Genomic DNA, 15,960 nt, shown 5'->3' on the forward strand with positions numbered 1-15,960 from the left:
CGCCGGTTGATATCTGCAGGAAGACGAATGCTCATCGGGATCGATCTGGGGACCACCAACAGTGCGGTGGCCGTGTGGCAGGCAAACGAGAACGGCGGAGAGGCAAAGCTCGTGCCGAATGCCCTCGGGGCGCTGCTCACCCCTTCTGCCGTTTCGGTCCTGCCCGATGGCACGACGCTGGTCGGAGCCGCCGCGCTGGAGCGGATGGGCCTCAAGGATGGGGCCACCGCAACCAGTTTCAAGCGATTCATGGGCACCGACCGCAAGGTGAAGCTGGGCAAGAAGGAGTTCTCTGCCGAGGACCTGTCCGCGCTCGTGCTCATGGCCCTGCGCGACGATGTGGCCGCCTGCACCGGCACCCGCCCCACCGAAGCCGTCATCACCGTGCCCGCCTATTTCAACGACCGCCAGCGCAAGGCGACCCGCCGCGCCGGTGAACTGGCGGGCCTAACCGTACGCCGCCTGATCAACGAACCAACCGCCGCCGCGCTCGCCTTCGGCCTGCAGGACAAGGCCGAGCGCGAGCCGTTTCTGGTGTTCGACCTGGGCGGAGGCACTTTCGACGTCTCGATCGTCGAGATGTTCGAGGGCATCGTCGAGGTCCGCGCCTCGGCAGGGGACAACCGGCTGGGCGGTGATGATTTCAATGCCGCTCTGGCGATGGCCGTGCGTGGGCGGCTCGATCCCGACGGCCTGCTCGCCAAGCTGGAAGAACCGCGCGCACAGGCCCTGCTGCTGCAGGCCGCCGAACGTGCCAAGCGCGCGCTGAGCGAGGGGCAGGAAGCCGAATTTGCAGTGACGGTCGAGGACCAGCGGCTTTCCACCACGATCACCACGAGCGAATTCGAGGCCCAGGCCGAAGGGCTGATTCGCCGGTTGCGCGATCCGGTGGTGCGCGCCCTGCGCGACAGCCAGATCGACGCCGCGTCCTTGAGCGAAGTCGTGCTTGTCGGCGGGGCGACGCGCATGCCGGTGGTGCGCAAGGCGATCACGCGACTGTTCGGACGCTTCCCAAATTCCTCGGTCCATCCTGACCATGCGGTGGCGCTCGGCGCGGCCATCCAGGGCGGGCTGATCGCGCGCGACGGCGGGCTCGAGGAAATCCGCATCACCGACGTCTGCCCGTTTACGCTGGGCATCGAGACAGCTGAGCATTCGGCGCGCGGCACGATCCAGCAGGGCCTGTTCTCGCCGATCATCGAACGCAACACGCCGGTCCCGGTCAGCCGTTCTGGTATCTACAGCACGATGGGCGACAACCAGAAGCAGATCGAGGTGAAGATCTACCAGGGCGAGGCGCGCGAGGTTTCGGGCAACGTCCACCTCGGGCAGATCAAGGTGCCGGTCCCGGCAAAGCCTGCGGGCGAAGTCTCGATCGATGTGCGCTTCTCCTACGACAGTTCGGGCCTGCTCGAGGTGGACGTGGAAGTGCCGCTGACCGGCGCCAGGCACAACCTCCTCATCATCGACGAGGAAGACCGCAAGGCCGCGAAGGATCTCGATGCCCGGCGCCAGGCGCTGGCCGCGCTGAAGCACCACCCGCGCGAGGAGGCGGGCAACCAGGCGCTGCTGGCCCGCGCCGAGCGGTGCTACGAGGAATTCCTGGGCGATGTCCGCGCCGTCATCGGTGATCGCACCCGCATGTTCGTGGCCGCGCTCGACAGCCAGGAACCGCGGCGCATTGCCGATGCCTCGGCGATGCTGACAGAGCTTCTCGACATGCTCGAAGCCAACCCGCCGCTGTGACGCCAGAGGGATGACACCCACTCAAGCCTGGAAGGTCCTCGGGATCGCGAAGACGCCGGACGTGGCGGCGATCCGGCGAGCCTATGCCGAGCGCCTGAAAGCCATGGACGTCGACAAGGACGTCGATGGCTATGCCCGGCTGCGCGAGGCGCGTGACAGCGCCCTGCGCTGGGCGAAGATGCAGGCAGCACCGCCTGCGGACGAGGAGTTCGATCCTTTCGCGGGCGTGACGCCGCTCGGGGATGCCGGAGCGGCCGCTCCCGAGGCCGAACAATCAAGCTGGCTCTATGCCGCCCCTGCAGTGAAGGGCGAGGTTGATCCCAGCCTGACGCGCAAGCTCGGCGAGGCGGTTCCGAAGCTTGACGTGACGCCAGGCTTCGTCGCCGCGCAGGCCCCGGCTGAGCAGGCCATCGCGGTCAAGCGCGATCCGTTCGAACGCCCCGTCCTGCTGGGTCTGGAGCCGACCTCGGACGCGGTCATGCCGGCATGGGCGCACGAGCAGGCGCTCTATCGGCTGCTTCTGCCAGACATGGTGGACGACGAGGAGACCCTGCCGCCGCTCGAAGGCTGGGAGGAGGCCATGGCGCTCGGCCACCTCAAGGCCGTGCTGCGCAATGCCGAAACCGTCAGCGTCACCGCCTTTGACGAGATCGACAACTGGCTGGCCGGTATCCTTGCCCGCAGCTGGCCACGCTCGGCCCCGCTGCTGGAGCCTGCCGCCAAGGTCTTCGGCTGGGAAAGCGAGCGCGGGCAAGTTTCGGAAAGGCCGGCCATAGCCTTCCTCAACGCCCGCCTGCGCGGCCTGCGCTTCCGCGAAAAGGTGCAGGACCCGAAACACCCGCTGCACAAGGCGTGGAACGAACTGACCACGCCCGCGCAACAGGGCAGCCGCAAGGGCTGGTTCGTCAAGCGCGCCGACGTGGAGCAACTGCTCGAAGGCGTGCGCAAGAACTTTCCGGAAGTGGAGCACTACTTCGATCCGTGGCGCGTGGCGCTGTGGGAAAAGAACACCAGCGCAAACGTCGGGCAGGGCTGGTTCAGCAGCGGTCGACTGATCCTGTTGGCGGTCATCTTCGGCGTACAGATCCTGCGGGTCGTGTTCAGCAGCAACGACAGCTCGACCGAACCCCCGCCGGTGCCGGAGATTTCGATCAGCCAGAGTGCGCAAGAGAAGGAAATCGTCGGCCGCGCGGTTACCGCCGTGTTCGGGCCAGAGATCACCTTCGATGGCCTGCAGTCGCTCCAGCCCGATCTCGCCGCACTGTTCAGCGCCAACCGCACCATCGCGCGCGCAGATGGCAGCAGTGATGAGGCCTACACCGCGAAAGTGCAGGATCTGGTGCGCGAACGCATGTATGCGACTGCGCTTGTCGAAAAAGGGGGTCTGCTGGCCGATGTGCAGCGCATTCGTGCCGACCTGCTGCGCGCCGCGCGAAAGACCGGGCCTGATGCCTGCATGGCTTTCCTCCGCACGCGCCGCATGGCATCCGGGGTCAAGGTTCCTCCTGCCGTGCTGGAACGCGAACGCACCCTTGCGGTGAAGATGCTCGACGCCCGCCAGCTCGGCCCGCCGCAGCGGATCAAGCCGGGGACGGCAAGCGTGCCGGGTGAACTGATCGGCAAGGTCATCACCGAAACCGGCATACCCGACAAGCGCGTGCGGCAGGCGATGGGTGGCAAGGGTTCGGACGCCGACCAGTGCGCGGTGACCATCGGCCTGATCGACGCCGCGCTTGGCTGGAAGGTGGCGACAGAACGAGAGGCGATCCTTTCGGTTCTGTAAGGCCGTGCCTATCTTGGGGGCGATGACGCTCGCTCCCTCGATCACTGACTGGTTCGAAAGCCGCAGCTGGCGCGTGCGGCGTCACCAGAGCGAGATGCTGGAAGCAGCCCGTGCGGGCGATCATGCCCTGCTGGTGGCCGATACCGGCGCGGGCAAGACGCTGGCGGGGTTCCTGCCGACGCTGCAGGATTTCGCAGGCGATGAACTACCGGGCGACGGACTGCACACGCTCTACGTCTCGCCGCTGAAGGCGCTGGCGCATGACGTGCAGCGCAACCTTCTCACGCCCATCGAGGAAATCGGCCTGCCTATCCGGGTGGAGACGCGCAGCGGCGATACGCCTTCGGACCGCAAGGCCCGCCAGCGCGCCAAGCCGCCGCATGTGCTGCTGACAACGCCTGAATCGCTGTCCTTGCTGCTGAGCTATGCGGAAGCGGCAACGATCTTCGCGGGTCTGAAGCGGGTGATAATCGACGAGGTCCACGCCTTTGCCACCGGCAAGCGCGGCGATCTTCTGGCGCTCTCGCTGGCGCGGCTGCAGGCAATTGCCCCCGACATGCGGCGCGCGGCACTTTCGGCGACGGTGGCCGATCCGCAGGACTTCTGCGCGTGGCTGGCGCCCGATGGCGATGCCGCCTCGGTGCGGCTGGTCGAGGGCGAAGCGGGCGCAAGGCCGGAACTTTCGATCATGAACCCCGAGGACGAGCGGGTGCCCTGGGGCGGGCATGCCGCCGCCTGGGCCGTGCCGCAGCTCTATGACGAGATAAAGCGCAACCAGACCACCCTGATCTTTACCAACACGCGATTCCTCGCCGAATACATCTTCCAGCTGCTGTGGGACATCAACGACGACAAGCTGCCGATCGGCATCCACCACGGCTCCTTGTCGAAGGAAGCACGACGCAAGGTCGAAGGGGCGATGGCCCGCGGCGAGTTGCGCGCGCTGGTCTGCACCGCCAGCCTCGACCTTGGCGTGGACTGGGGCGATGTCGACCTGGTCGTGCAGATGGGCGCACCCAAGGGCTCGTCGCGCCTGCTGCAGCGCATCGGCCGCGCCAACCACCGCCTCGATTGCCCCAGCCGGGCACTGCTTGCGCCCGGCAACCGCTTCGAATTTCTCGAAGCTTTCGCGGCGCAGGAAGCGGTCCACGAGGGGCGGCGCGATGGCGAGGACTTCCGCCCCGGCGGGCTCGACGTGCTGGCGCAGCACGTCATGGCCTGCGCCTGCGCCGGACCGTTTGACGAGAAGGCGCTCCATGCCGAGGTCCGCTCCGCCCATCCCTACCGCTGGGTCGATGAAGCGCAGTGGCAGCGCGTGCTCGAATTCGTGGCAACCGGCGGCTATGCCTTGCGCGCTTATGACCGCTTCAAGCGCATCGTGCGCGACAAGCATGGTACCTGGCGACTGACCCACCCCGAACATGCCGCGCGCCATCGCCTCAATGCCGGAATCATCGTCGATTCCGAAATGCTCGACGTGCGCTTTCGCAACGGCCGTTCGCTCGGCAAGGTCGAAGAGAGCTTCGGCGCGACGCTTTCCCCCGGCGATACGATCCGCTTTGCCGGGATGGACCTTGAGGTCGAAGGCGTGCGTGATCTTGAACTGATCGTGCGGGCGGCAAAGAAGCCGGGTCAGATCCCCAGCTACATGGGCGCGCGCCTGCCGCTGACCACGCACCTGTCCGATCGCGTGCGGGGGCTGATGGTCGATCGAGCAGGCTGGTCGCGCTTCCCTGATGACGTGCGCGAATGGCTGGAAATGCAGGACTGGCGCAGCCGGCTGCCGGGGCCGGGCATGCTGCTGGCCGAAAGCTTCCCCCACCAGAACAAGCACTACACCGTCTACTACACGTTCGAGGGCTGGAACGCGAACCAGTCGCTCGGCATGCTGATCACGCGCCGGATGAACGAGCTGGGCCTCGCCCCGCTGGGCTTTGTGGCCAATGATTATTCGCTGGCCGTTTGGGGTGCGAGGCCGGTCCTTGATCCCGCGCCGCTGCTCTCATCCGACATCCTCGCGCACGAGTTCGTGGAGTGGGTGCAGGAATCGCACCTGCTGCGCCGCGCCTTCCGCGAGGTGGCGGTGATCTCGGGACTGGTCGAACGGCAGCATCCGGGCAAGCGCAAGTCGGGCAAGCAGGTCACCTTCTCGACCGACTTGATCTACGACGTGCTGCGCAAGTACGAGCCTGACCACCTGCTGATCCAGGCCGCATGGGCCGATGCCCGCGCGCGGATGACCGACGTCGGCCGGCTGGGCGACCTGCTCGATCGCGCGGCTGGCCAACTGGTCCACGTCGAGCTGGACCGCGTCAGCCCGCTCGCCGTGCCGGTGCTGGTGATGATCGGCCGCGAGACCACGCCAGCGGGCGCTGCGGATGATGAGCTTCTGGTCGAGGCGGAGAGTCTTGCCGCTGCGGCGATGCGGGCTGATTGAGGCGTAAAAAAGCGGGACCCCGGATCAAGTCCGGGGTGGCGGTTGTTTCAGCGCATCATGTCCTTCGTCACCCCGGGCTTGACCCGGGGTCCCGCTTCTTCGTCAATTCGTCTCGCGCGCCAGCCGGTCGGCCAGCTCGGCGATTTCCGAAGGATCGAGCAGCCACGTCCGCGTCGCCCGGCCCTCGCGGTGGATCGGCTTGGTCAGCAGCACGCGGGCATTGTCACGCGCGTGGGGCTTGTAGAGTCCGTAGTGCAGCGCACAGTCACGGATCGTGCCGATGATCGGGCCGCGGCCCTCAAGGTCGATCATCGTGGCGGGCTGGTCCCACGGGATTTCGTCGGTGAAGGCCACGATCAAACGTCCAGATTCGCCACGTTGAGCGCGTTTTCCTGGATGAAGTCGCGGCGCGGCTCCACCACGTCGCCCATCAGACGGGTGAAGATCTCGTCGGTCACGTCGGCGTCCTCGACCTTGACCTGCAACAGCGAGCGGTTGTCTGGATCGAGCGTGGTTTCCCAGAGCTGCTCGGCGTTCATCTCGCCAAGGCCCTTGTAGCGCTGGATCGACAGACCCTTGCGGCCACCGGCAAAGACTGCATCGAGCAGTTCGGAAGGCCGCGTGATTGCATCCTTGACCTTGGCTGCCGGCGCAGCGGGTGCTTCATCATCCCCTTCGGCCAGGACCGGCGCAGGCTCTGCCTCGGCAGCCGTCGCGCGCACCAGACGGGCCATCCCGGCATAGACCTCGGCGTTCTCGGCGGCGAGCTTGGCCAGCTTGCGCGCCTCGGCGCTGACGAGAAAGCCCGCTTCGATCATGTGATGATCGGTCACCCCGCGCCACAGGCGCTGCACGTGATAACCACCCTCTTCCGATACCACGACGCTCCAGCGCGCTTCGGTATCGCCGCGGTTGAGCCAGTCTGCCGCCTTAGCCAGAGCGGCATCGCGCTGCTCGGCGTCCATCTCCGGCTCGAGCGCGCCCGAAAGCGCCAGCGCCTCGATGATCGAGGGGTTATAGCGGCGCGGCACGAAGCCCATCAGGTTGCGCATGCGCAGGGCATGGTCGACCAGCGCCTCGAGATCGGGGCCGCTGCGCGCACCACCGGCGGTTTCAAGAATACGGCCCGAAAGCCCCGCCTCGACCAGATAGCGGTCCATCGCAGCGTTGTCCTTGAGGTAAACCTCGCTGCGGCCCTTGGCGACCTTGTAGAGCGGTGGCTGGGCGATGAAGAGGTGCCCGGCCTTGATGATCTCGGGCATCTGGCGATGGAAGAACGTCAGCAGCAGCGTGCGGATATGCGCGCCGTCGACGTCGGCGTCGGTCATGATCACGATCTTGTGATAGCGCAGCTTGTCGATGTTGAATTCATCGCGCAGGCCAGTGCCCATCGCCTGGATCAGCGTGCCGACTTCCTTCGAGCCGATGATGCGATCGAAGCGGGCTCGCTCCACGTTGAGGATCTTGCCCTTCAAGGGCAGAATCGCCTGCGTCTTGCGATCGCGCCCCTGCTTGGCCGAACCACCTGCCGAGTCACCCTCGACCAGGAACAGTTCGCACTTGGCCGGATCGCGCTCCTGGCAGTCCGCCAACTTGCCCGGCAGCGAGGCGATGTCCATCGCGCCCTTGCGTCGGGTCAACTCACGGGCGCGCTTGGCCGCTTCGCGTGCGGCGGCGGCGTCGATCACCTTCTGCACGATGGCCTTGGCGTGGCCGGGATTTTCCTCCAGCCATTCGACCATCTTGTCGGCCATCAGGCTTTCGAGCGGCTGACGCACTTCCGACGAAACCAGCTTGTCCTTGGTCTGCGAGGAGAACTTCGGATCGGGCAGCTTGACCGAGACGATGGCGGTGAGGCCTTCGCGCATGTCGTCGCCGGTAAGGCTGACCTTCTCCTTCTTGAGCAGGCCCGACCGCTCGGCATAGCCGTTCAGCGTGCGGGTCAGCGCCGCGCGGAACGCCGCCAGGTGCGTGCCGCCATCGCGCTGCGGGATGTTGTTGGTAAAGCACAGAACGTTTTCGTAGTAGCTGTCGTTCCATTCGAGCGCGACGTCGATGCCGATGCCATCGCGGTTGGCGGAGATCGCCACAGGCTCGGGCATCAGGGGCTGCTTGTTGCGGTCGAGATACTTCACGAAGGCCGCGATGCCGCCTTCGTAATAGAGATCGTGCTCCTTCACTTCCTCGTGCCGCTTGTCGCGCAGCATGATGCGCACGCCCGAATTGAGGAAGGCGAGCTCACGGTAGCGGTGTTCGAGCTTGTCGAAATCGAACTCAAGCACGTTCTTGAACGTCTCGTGGCTCGCCTGGAAGGTCACGCGCGTGCCCTTCTTGCCTTCCGGCGCCGGCCCGCGCACCTCGAGCGGCGCAACGGCATCGCCGTGCGCGAACTTCATCCAGTGCTCCTTGCCGTCACGCCAGATCGTCAGCTCCAGCCATTCCGACAGCGCATTGACCACCGACACGCCGACGCCATGGAGGCCGCCCGAAACCTTGTAGGCGTTGTCGTCCGAGGTATTCTCGAACTTGCCGCCCGCGTGAAGCTGGGTCATGATGACCTCGGCCGCAGAGACGCCCTCTTCGGCGTGAATGTCGGTCGGGATGCCGCGCCCGTTGTCTTCCACCGAGACCGAGCCATCGGGGTTCAATTCGATCAGCACCAGATCGCAGTGACCGGCCAAAGCCTCGTCGATCGCGTTGTCGGAAACCTCGAAAACCATGTGGTGCAGGCCCGAACCATCGTCGGTATCGCCGATGTACATGCCGGGGCGTTTGCGCACCGCATCGAGGCCTTTCAGGACCTTGATGGAATCGGCGCCATAGGCGTTGGTGTTGGGTGTGTTTTCGTTGGTGCTCGACATAGTCTGCACATAGGCACGAAAGGGCAAAAACCCAAGCGAATCCGGCCTGTTTTACACAAGGGAAAGCCCCGATCGGCGCGCGGCGAAGGCAGGCTGTGGAAATGCACCCATTCAGCCCCTTGACGCCAGACTCGCAGGCGTGTTCCATGAGCGCATGTGTAACACTGCGGTCACCAGGCAAAGCCATGACTGCCCCTGCGGAGGCGCTCCCGCCTCTGTGTGCAGGGAAGAAGTCGGGACGTGCTCCATAAGGCGCTGATCGATCGGGCGGCTTCGGCCAGGCCCAACAGCGGTGACAGCACCGCCTTCAACGATGTTCTGCACAATGACCGGCATCTGGCGAACTGCCCCGCGCTGGTCCTCAATGCCGACTACACCCCGCTCAGCTACTACCCCTTGAGCCTGTGGCCGTGGCAGACCGCGATCAAGGCGGTGTTCCTCGAACGCGTCGACATCATCGAGACGTACGACCGCGAGGTCCACAGCGCCAGCTTCGGCATGAGGCTGCCCTCGGTCATCGCGCTGCGGCAATACGTGCGGCCGAGCGAGTATCCCGCCTTCACCCGCTTCAACCTGTTCCTGCGCGACCGCTTCCAGTGCCAGTATTGCGGCAGCCCCGACCTGCTGACCTTCGACCATATCGTGCCGCGTCGCCTCGGCGGGCGCACCTCGTGGGAGAACGTGGCAGCGGCGTGCTCACCCTGCAATCTCAGGAAGGGCGGACGCACCCCAGAACAGGCGCACATGCGGCTGATGAACCGCGCGATCCGCCCGACCACCTGGCAATTGCAGGAGCGCGGCCGCGCCTTCCCGCCCAATTACCTGCACGAAACCTGGCGCGACTGGCTCTACTGGGACGTCGAACTGGAAAGCTGAGGCGGTAGCCGATGCGGGCAGATGCTTCGACAAGCTCAGCATGAGCGGGTTTTATGGAGATCCCCGCTCGTCCTGAGCCTGTCGAAGGACGCTGGAACTAAGCCCGCCGCTCCAGCAGGGCGGCCCCCTTCAGGAACAGCGCCAGCGTGATCAGAGAAATCGCCGCCGCCAGCAGGATCGGCATTCCCGGCAAGTGATATATCGCGTTCGGACCGCTGAACTTCTCCAGCGTCTGCGTGTACATCGGCGGTCCGATGATCGCTGCGATCGATCCGATCGACTGCACCGCGCCCTGCAACTCGCCCTGGCTGCGCGCATCGACCGCGCGGCTGTTGAACGCCGAGATCGGTGACTGCACGAAGCCCTGCAAGGCGCCCACTCCAATCGCCACGTAGACCTGCCAAGGCTCCTGCGCCAAAGTGTAAAGCACCGCCGAAACGCACAGGCCTGCCACACCAAGCACAACCGCGCGTTTCTCACCCAGCACCGGCAGGAACAGGCGCAGGCCCACCCCCTGCACCAGCGCGCTGCTGAACCCCACCAGCGCCAGCGCCACGCCGACCTGGCCGACCGTGAATCCGTAGGCGGCAATCGCGAAGTAGGACCACGCCGCCGGATAGACGATATGCGCCAGTTGCCACGTGCCGAGCGCCGCCACGAACCACAGCACTGTCGGGCTCTGCCCCTTCAGCGCGCGCAGCGAGGCCATGGCGTTTGCCTGCCGCCAGTCGAACGGGCGGCGGTTTTCAGGGGCCAGCGATTCCTTGAGGAAGAAGAACCCGAACACGGCATTGGCCAGCGCCAGCCCGGCGGCGGTGTAGAACGGCAGGCGCGGGTCGATCGACCCGAGCAACCCGCCCATCGCCGGGCCGACGACGAAGCCGATGCCGAACGCAAGCCCCATCAGCCCGAAGTTCGCCGCGCGCTTTTCGGGTGGGGTAACGTCGGCAATATAGGCATAGGCCGGGGAGAAACTGGCCCCCGTGACGCCCGCAATCAGCCGCCCGGCAATCAGCCACCCGAAATTGGGCGCCATCGCCTGCAGCAGGTAATCCAGCCCGAGCATGAGCACCGCCGCGAGCAGGATCGGGCGGCGGCCATAGCGGTCGGAGAGATTGCCCAGCACCGGCGCGAACACGAACTGCATCGCCGCATAGCCCGCCCCCAGCCAGCCGGCGTAACCTGCCGCCGTGCCGATATCGACATGCGTCAGGTCCATGATCAGGCCCGGCAGCACCGGCGTCACCACGCCGAAGCCGAGCATGTCGATCAGGACAATCGCAAAGACGACGCCGAAAGAGGCGCGATGCCCTGATGCTGCCCCTGCCGCCATGCGATCAGCGCCGCGAGAGCGCTTTCTCGCTTTCGGCCATGAGCTGGGCGATGATCTCGGCCACCGGCTCTTCCTTCGTCACCATGCCGACCGACTGGCCAGCCATGACCGAACCGCGCTCGACGTCGCCGTCGATCACCGCACGGCGCAGCGCGCCTGCCCAGAAGTGCTCGATCTCGAGCTGGGCGGCGGCCATGTCGAGCTTGCCCTCGTCGAGCAGCTTGGCCACTTCCACCTGCTTCGCGGTAAACTCCTCGGTGCCCTTGTTCTTGAGCGCGCGGACCGGAATCACCGGCAGGCGCGGATCGACCTGCACTGAAGCGACCGCATCGCGCGCATTGCCACGGAAGAACGCCGCCTTGAATGCCGGGTGCGCAATCGATTCCGTGGCGCAGGCAAAGCGGGTGCCAAGCTGCACGCCCGAAGCACCCATCTCGAGATAGCTGGCGATCATCTCCCCCCGCCCGATGCCCCCTGCCACGAACACCACGTGGTCTTCAGCCAGCGCGGGCAGGAATTCCTGCGCGAGCACCGAAGTGGAAACAGGGCCGATATGGCCGCCCGCTTCCGAACCTTCGATCACCAGCGCGTCCGCACCGGAACGCAGCAGCTTCTTCGCCAGCGCCAGCGTCGGCGCAAAGACGATGACCTTGGCGCCAAAGGCCTTGATCGCCTCGACGCTGCCCTTGGGCGGAATGCCGCCTGCCAGCACGACATGGCCGACCTTGTGCTTCGCACAGACCGCGATCAGGTCGAACAGCGCCGGGTGCATCGTGATCAGGTTCACGCCGAAGGGCTTGTCCGTCAGCGCCCTGGTTGCGGCAATTTCGGTATCGAGGAGTTCGGGCGTCATCGCCCCGCAGGCAATCACGCCGAAGCCCCCGGCGTTGCTGATTGCCGAAACAAGGTTGCGCTCCGACACCCAGCTCATCGCTCCGCATAGGATGGCCTGCTCCGTGCCGAGAAATTCGGCGCCACGGCGCATGAGGGCTGATGTCTTGGGTGTTGCAGGCATGCTTCGAGAATCCCGTCCGAAAGTCCGGCGCGCGCTTTAGGGCGGGTTTGGGGCGGCAACAAGGCCGGACTTGGCCGCATCATCGCCAGAAGCGATAACTCTGCGCAAGTTAACCTGTTTTACCGATCATGCCATGTCCGGTAGAAGGCTTGCATCAAGTGGGTTCCCCCTCACCCACCGAGCCCCGAGAGCCGGTCGTCTCAATCTCCCAGACTGGCCCGGGTCGCACCCCGCCCTTTAGCTCCGGATCGGGCCGGAGGGCGGGGTTTCATTTTGCCTGGCCGCAGATTTCGCCTAAGCGCGAGGCATGACGGAAATCCTCTCGGGCCAGACGCTTGTTCGTGCCGACATCGCTGCGCTTGCCGGCAAGGCCCCGCAACACCTCGAATCCTGCGACCTCGACGAGGCGGACCTTTCCAAGCTCGACCTCTCGGGCTGGACGTTCGAACGCTGCTCGATGCGCCACGCCGATCTTTCCGGCGGGAGGCTCGCCCGCACGGTCTGGCGGTCGACCAAGGCACCGTTTGCCAACCTGACCGGCGCGGATCTTGAAGAAGCGCAGATCCGAGGCTGCGATCTCAACAACGCATCGCTGCGCCGCGCCAACATCGGCTCGGCCAAGGTCGTCTCCACGCGCATGACCGGCGCGGACCTGCACATGGCCAAGGGCATGGGCTTCACCTTCGAGGAAGTGCTGCTGGTTGGCGCGCGCCTGCCCGGCCTCTCGTTCCGCAAGGAGAAGCTGGTGCGGCTCGACATGGCGCAGGCGGACCTTGCCAAGTGCGACTTCCGCGGCGCCGTGCTTGAAGGGTGCAGCTTGCGCGAAGCCAATCTCGATGGCGCGCAGTTTGCCGGCGCAGACCTTCGCGGCGCGGACCTCGGCGGGCTGCAACTCGAAGACGCCCGGGTCTTCCGTGGTGCCGTGATTTCGCGCGAGCAGGCCGAACAACTGCTGTCAGGCTGGGGCCTGCTGATCAGGTAACTGTTGCCTGCCGGGCGCCTGGCTGCCAGTCGAGAGCCAGGCGACAGCGTCTCCGGGCCGAGTGGGGAAACGGGAAATGCGTCAGGCTTTCGGAAGGTTTGCAGCGGGCAGGATCGCTGCCGTCATGGCAGGCGGCCTTGTCCTGTGGGCAATCTGGCGCCTTTTCGCGGGCCTTTCCGTCAGCAGCTTCTGGCAGGACGAAATCTTCTCGATGCGTCTGGCAGAGCAGCCGACGTTTACGGCCATGCTCGCGCGCGCGGTGCAGGACACGCACCCGCCGACCTTCTACTCCCTGCTGTGGGGATGGGTCCGCATGGCGGGCTTTGACGAGCCGTCTGCGCGGCTCCTGTCGGTGGCATTCTCGCTCGGCTTGATCGCCGCCGTGCTGGTCTTGCCCCGGCCCGGCACAAGGCTGCTCCCTCGCCTGTTGGTTGCCGCCCTGGTGGCATCTTCGCCCTTCTGGGGTGAACACGCCGCGGAGGTCCGATCCTATGCGATGGTAAGCTTCGTGCTCGCCGTTGCCGCGCTGGCATCGTCGCGCGTGGCTGCGGCAACTTCGGCTGCAGGTCCGGCAAGTGTCTGGGGTGGCATGTTCGTCGCTGCGGCAACGCTTGCCAGCGCGACCCACCTCTTCGCGCTCTACGCATCGTGCTGGATGTGCGTGGCGCTGGTGCTGGCGCGTCCGGAGGCGTGGCGGCTCGCGCTCGCCGGCCTGGCCGGGACGGCGCTGGCGGGGATGGCCTATGCCGCCCAGATCCTCCTGTTCCACGACTTCGGCGTCTCGGCCAAGATCTTCGCGCCGAGCGTGAGGTTCCTGGCCGCCAGCGTGCAAAACGGCCTGCGCACGGGCGGAACCCCGGCCATGCTTGTTCTGGCCGCGACATGCCTGCTTGGCGGCGCGATTGTCCTGATCGGCAAGCGCAAGACGCCGCGCCAGGAAAAGGCGCCGCTGCTGCACGACCTCGCCCTGCTCTGCGGCCCGGTCATCGTTACGCTGGCCGGGCTGATTGTCACTCTCGTGGTGCCCAGCATGAATTATCGCGGTCCTCAGGTGGGACTGGTTCTCGGCTGGTGCGGGCTGATCGGCCTGCTGGACAGCCTTTCGCGCAGATGGCCAACGCTGACAACGATCGCCGGCCTCGCCGCGCTCCTTGTCACCGCGCTCGAACTGGCAACCTGGCAACGCCCCACACCCTTGCCGTCAAAGCAGGATTTCAGGTCCCTCGCCCGCCATCTCGCCAGCTTCCCTGGCTGCAGGAACGCAGCCATCCCCGTCTTGCGCAATGTCGAGGAAGTCCCGGACTTCTCGCCTGCCAAGGAAATCGGCCTGCGCCAGCATATGCAGGACCGGTTCGGCTACTATGAGCGCGCAACCTGGCACGATTACCGCCCTTTCGTCATCATGCACGGAGCCTACGTGCACGCATGGGCGCCGCGTGATCTGCTCGCTGCCCGGATCGCCGGGACCGATCCTTGCCCCGTCCTTGCCGTGGTCGCCGATATCCGCAGCTATCGGCCCGAGGCCATCGAAAAGACCATGCGCGTGGCAATCAGCGCGAACGGGGGCGACCCCAGCCGCCTGACAGTGCGCTGGTTTCCCCACCATGGCGGAGGAAGACCGGGCCGGATCGTGCGCCAGCTCGCGGTCTTCTCGCTGTCGTCCCCCTAAGGGTCAGAAGGATTATTCGCCGTCCATCTCGTAGGCGGTGTGCAGCACGCGCACGGCGAGTTCGGTCTCGTCCTCGTCGATCAGCACCGAGACCTTGATCTCGCTGGTGGTGATCGCCTGGATGTTGATGCCACGATCGGCCAGCGCGCGGAACATCGTTGCGGCAACGCCTGCGTGGCTGCGCATGCCGACACCGACGACGCTGATCTTGGCGACCTTGCTATTGGCCAGCATGCGGTAATAGCCGATCGTGTCCTTGCGCTCTTCCAGCAGCGCCTGGGCACGGGCGAGGTCAGCCAGCGGGACCGTGAAGGTCACGTCGGTCTCGCCCTTGTCCTTGGCGATGTTCTGGATGATCATGTCGACGTTGATGTTGGCGGCGGCCAGCGGGCCGAAGATCGCGGCAACCGCGCCCGGACGGTCGGAAATGCGCGTCAGGGTGATCTTGGCTTCGTTCTTGTCGGCAGCGATGCCGGTGATCAGCTGGCGTTCCATATCCAATCCTTCAAGCTCTTCGTCAGAGACAATCATCGTTCCCGGAATCGTGTCGGCAGCGGGCGCATCGTCGTCGATGAACGAGGACAGCACCTGCACGCGCACGCCTTCCTTCATGGCAAGGCTGACCGAACGGGTCTGCAGCACCTTCGAGCCGACCGAGGCCAGTTCGAGCATTTCCTCGTAGGTGACGTTCTTCAGCTTGCGCGCCTTGGCGACGATGCGCGGGTCGGTGGTATAGACCCCGTCGACGTCGGTGTAGATGTCGCAGCGATCGGCCTTGACCGCCGCCGCCACGGCCACGGCCGAGGTATCCGAACCGCCACGGCCCAGCGTGGTCACGCGGCCCTTGTCAGACACGCCCTGGAAGCCGGGGATCACGGCAATCTCGCCCGATGCCATCGAGGCCAGCACCGCTTCCGAATCGATGCCTTCGATGCGCGCCTTGGAATGGGCATCGTCGGTGTGGATCGGCAACTGCCAGCCGAGCCATGAACGCGCCTTGCAGCCCAGCGCCTGCAGGTGCATCGCCAGAAGACCAGACGTCACCTGCTCGCCGCTGGCAACGACCACGTCGTATTCGGCCGGATCGTAAAGCGGGTTTGCCTCGCGGCAGAAGTTGACGAGGCGGTCGGTTTCTCCCGCCATGGCCGAGACGACCACCGCAACCTCGTGCCCCGCGGCCTGCTGGCGCTGCACGATGCGCGCCACGCGGCGGATGCGCTCGGTTCCGGCCATCGACGTGCCGCCGAATTTCATCACG

11 protein-coding genes are annotated in these 15,960 nt (G+C 65.8%); 6 read left to right on the top strand and 5 right to left on the bottom strand.

The window, feature by feature from the left end; genetic code table 11:
- Positions 1-27 precede the first annotated feature (27 nt).
- The 3 genes from IM701_RS14560 to IM701_RS14570 are packed head-to-tail and all read left to right on the top strand — an operon-like array spanning position 28 to position 5,966.
- Entirely contained in the window at positions 28-1,746 is a 1,719-nt protein-coding gene (locus tag IM701_RS14560; protein WP_193827325.1) for an Hsp70 family protein, read from the top strand.
- Between the two features lie 10 nt (positions 1,747-1,756).
- Positions 1,757-3,529, top strand: a complete 1,773-nt coding sequence (locus tag IM701_RS14565) for a hypothetical protein (RefSeq protein WP_193827326.1) — start codon at positions 1,757-1,759, stop codon at positions 3,527-3,529.
- 22 nt (positions 3,530-3,551) lie between these two features.
- The gene (locus IM701_RS14570; protein WP_193827327.1) at positions 3,552-5,966 is read left to right on the top strand and encodes a ligase-associated DNA damage response DEXH box helicase; all 2,415 of its coding nucleotides are present in this window, start codon (positions 3,552-3,554) and stop codon (positions 5,964-5,966) included.
- 102 nt (positions 5,967-6,068) lie between these two features.
- Here IM701_RS14570 and IM701_RS14575 read toward each other — a convergent pair whose 3' ends face one another.
- Both IM701_RS14575 and gyrB read right to left on the bottom strand, forming a co-directional pair.
- The gene (locus IM701_RS14575) at positions 6,069-6,278 is read right to left on the bottom strand and encodes a hypothetical protein (protein WP_193828472.1); all 210 of its coding nucleotides are present in this window, start codon (positions 6,276-6,278) and stop codon (positions 6,069-6,071) included.
- A gap of 44 nt (positions 6,279-6,322) precedes the next feature.
- Positions 6,323-8,827, bottom strand: coding sequence for a DNA topoisomerase (ATP-hydrolyzing) subunit B (gene gyrB / locus IM701_RS14580; protein ID WP_193827328.1), 2,505 nt, complete (start codon positions 8,825-8,827; stop codon positions 6,323-6,325).
- Between the two features lie 240 nt (positions 8,828-9,067).
- On the opposite strand from gyrB, the gene IM701_RS14585 reads away from it, so the two are divergent.
- Positions 9,068-9,703, top strand: coding sequence for an HNH endonuclease (locus tag IM701_RS14585; protein ID WP_039333422.1), 636 nt, complete (start codon positions 9,068-9,070; stop codon positions 9,701-9,703).
- A 97-nt stretch (positions 9,704-9,800) separates the two neighbouring features.
- Here IM701_RS14585 and IM701_RS14590 read toward each other — a convergent pair whose 3' ends face one another.
- Both IM701_RS14590 and IM701_RS14595 read right to left on the bottom strand, forming a co-directional pair.
- Complete coding sequence (locus tag IM701_RS14590; RefSeq protein ID WP_193827329.1) at positions 9,801-11,036, bottom strand: MFS transporter; 1,236 nt, start codon at positions 11,034-11,036, stop codon at positions 9,801-9,803.
- A gap of 4 nt (positions 11,037-11,040) precedes the next feature.
- The gene (locus IM701_RS14595) at positions 11,041-12,051 is read right to left on the bottom strand and encodes a nitronate monooxygenase family protein (RefSeq protein WP_193827330.1); all 1,011 of its coding nucleotides are present in this window, start codon (positions 12,049-12,051) and stop codon (positions 11,041-11,043) included.
- Positions 12,052-12,358: 307 nt separating this feature from the next.
- On the opposite strand from IM701_RS14595, the gene IM701_RS14600 reads away from it, so the two are divergent.
- Both IM701_RS14600 and IM701_RS14605 read left to right on the top strand, forming a co-directional pair.
- Positions 12,359-13,033 carry a pentapeptide repeat-containing protein gene (locus IM701_RS14600; RefSeq protein ID WP_193827331.1) on the top strand — a complete coding sequence of 225 codons (675 nt, stop codon included), beginning with the start codon at positions 12,359-12,361 and terminating at the stop codon, positions 13,031-13,033.
- Positions 13,034-13,109: 76 nt separating this feature from the next.
- On the top strand, positions 13,110-14,702 hold the full coding sequence (locus IM701_RS14605) for a hypothetical protein (protein WP_193827332.1): 1,593 nt from the start codon (positions 13,110-13,112) through the stop codon (positions 14,700-14,702).
- Positions 14,703-14,714: 12 nt separating this feature from the next.
- Here IM701_RS14605 and IM701_RS14610 read toward each other — a convergent pair whose 3' ends face one another.
- A complete protein-coding gene (locus tag IM701_RS14610; RefSeq protein WP_174544600.1) occupies positions 14,715-15,956 on the bottom strand; it encodes an aspartate kinase in 1,242 nt (413 codons plus the stop codon).
- Positions 15,957-15,960: the final 4 nt, after the last annotated feature.

The sequence above is a fragment of the Novosphingobium sp. ES2-1 genome (assembly GCF_015169775.1).
GTDB classification, from domain to species: Bacteria; Pseudomonadota; Alphaproteobacteria; order Sphingomonadales; family Sphingomonadaceae; genus Novosphingobium; species Novosphingobium subterraneum.

Excerpts from the sequence above, each read along its gene's own strand:
- IM701_RS14595 (WP_193827330.1), bottom strand. The coding sequence starts at position 12,051 with ATGCCTGCAACACCCAAGACATCAGCCCTCATGCGCCGTGGCGCCGAA.
- IM701_RS14590 (WP_193827329.1), bottom strand. The coding sequence starts at position 11,036 with ATGGCGGCAGGGGCAGCATCAGGGCATCGCGCCTCTTTCGGCGTCGTC.
- gyrB (WP_193827328.1), bottom strand. The coding sequence starts at position 8,827 with ATGTCGAGCACCAACGAAAACACACCCAACACCAACGCCTATGGCGCC.
- IM701_RS14605 (WP_193827332.1), top strand. The coding sequence starts at position 13,110 with ATGCGTCAGGCTTTCGGAAGGTTTGCAGCGGGCAGGATCGCTGCCGTC.
- IM701_RS14560 (WP_193827325.1), top strand. The coding sequence starts at position 28 with ATGCTCATCGGGATCGATCTGGGGACCACCAACAGTGCGGTGGCCGTG.
- IM701_RS14575 (WP_193828472.1), bottom strand. The coding sequence starts at position 6,278 with ATGATCGACCTTGAGGGCCGCGGCCCGATCATCGGCACGATCCGTGAC.
- IM701_RS14600 (WP_193827331.1), top strand. The coding sequence starts at position 12,359 with ATGACGGAAATCCTCTCGGGCCAGACGCTTGTTCGTGCCGACATCGCT.
- IM701_RS14610 (WP_174544600.1), bottom strand. The coding sequence starts at position 15,956 with ATGAAATTCGGCGGCACGTCGATGGCCGGAACCGAGCGCATCCGCCGC.
- IM701_RS14565 (WP_193827326.1), top strand. The coding sequence starts at position 1,757 with ATGACACCCACTCAAGCCTGGAAGGTCCTCGGGATCGCGAAGACGCCG.
- IM701_RS14570 (WP_193827327.1), top strand. The coding sequence starts at position 3,552 with ATGACGCTCGCTCCCTCGATCACTGACTGGTTCGAAAGCCGCAGCTGG.